Below are 1,178 nucleotides of genomic sequence, written 5' to 3' on the forward strand. Positions count from 1 at the left end.
ACGATAGTTGCTACAACACCAGCACCTACAGTACGGCCACCTTCACGGATAGCGAAACGAAGACCTTCGTCCATCGCGATTGGCGCGATTAGAGTTACTGTCATCTTAACGTTATCACCAGGCATTACCATTTCTACGCCTTCTGGTAACTGTACGTCACCTGTTACGTCAGTTGTACGGAAGTAGAACTGTGGACGGTAACCTTTGAAGAAAGGAGTATGACGACCACCTTCATCTTTAGAAAGTACGTATACTTCTGAAGTGAATGTAGTGTGTGGGTTGATTGAACCAGGCTTAGCTAGTACTTGACCACGTTCAACGTCTTCACGCTTAGTACCACGTAGAAGTGCACCAATGTTCTCACCAGCACGACCTTCGTCAAGAAGCTTACGGAACATTTCAACACCAGTACAAGTAGACTTAGTAGTCTCTTTGATACCAACGATTTCAACTTCGTCGTTCACGTTGATGATACCAGCTTCAACACGACCAGTTACTACTGTACCACGGCCTTGGATTGAGAAAACGTCTTCGATAGGCATGATGAATGGCTTATCGATGTCACGCTCTGGCTCTGGGATGTAAGAATCTAGTGCTTCTGCAAGCTCAACGATCTTGTCTTCCCACTGCTTTTCGCCTTCAAGTGCTTTAAGAGCAGAACCTTGAATTAGTGGTAAGTCATCACCTGGGAAGTCGTATTCAGAAAGAAGTTCACGAACTTCCATTTCTACTAGCTCAAGTAGCTCTTCGTCGTCAACCATGTCACATTTGTTCATGAATACAACGATGTAAGGTACGCCAACCTGACGAGAAAGTAGGATGTGCTCACGCGTTTGTGGCATAGGGCCGTCAGTCGCAGCTACTACTAAGATAGCGCCGTCCATTTGAGCAGCACCAGTGATCATGTTTTTAACATAATCGGCGTGTCCAGGACAATCTACGTGTGCGTAGTGACGAGTTGGTGTATCGTACTCAACGTGAGAAGTTGAGATTGTGATACCACGCTCGCGCTCTTCTGGAGCGTTATCGATTGATGCGAAATCTTTAGCAACACCGCCGTATACTTTTGCAAGTACGTTAGTGATTGCTGCAGTTAGTGTAGTTTTACCGTGGTCAACGTGGCCGATTGTACCAACGTTTACGTGCGGTTTTACGCGTTCAAACTTTTCTTTTGCCAT

Annotated in this window: 1 protein-coding gene; it reads right to left on the minus strand. The window is 45.8% G+C overall.

Features of this window, described 5'->3' with window-relative positions:
* Positions 1–1,178 (minus strand): elongation factor Tu (gene tuf / locus OIZ54_RS20240; protein WP_264391151.1); only part of this gene is annotated, 1,178 nt, incomplete at its 3' end.

It is taken from the genome of Pseudoalteromonas sp. A3 (assembly GCF_025942345.1).
GTDB lineage: Bacteria > Pseudomonadota > Gammaproteobacteria > Enterobacterales > Alteromonadaceae > Pseudoalteromonas > Pseudoalteromonas atlantica.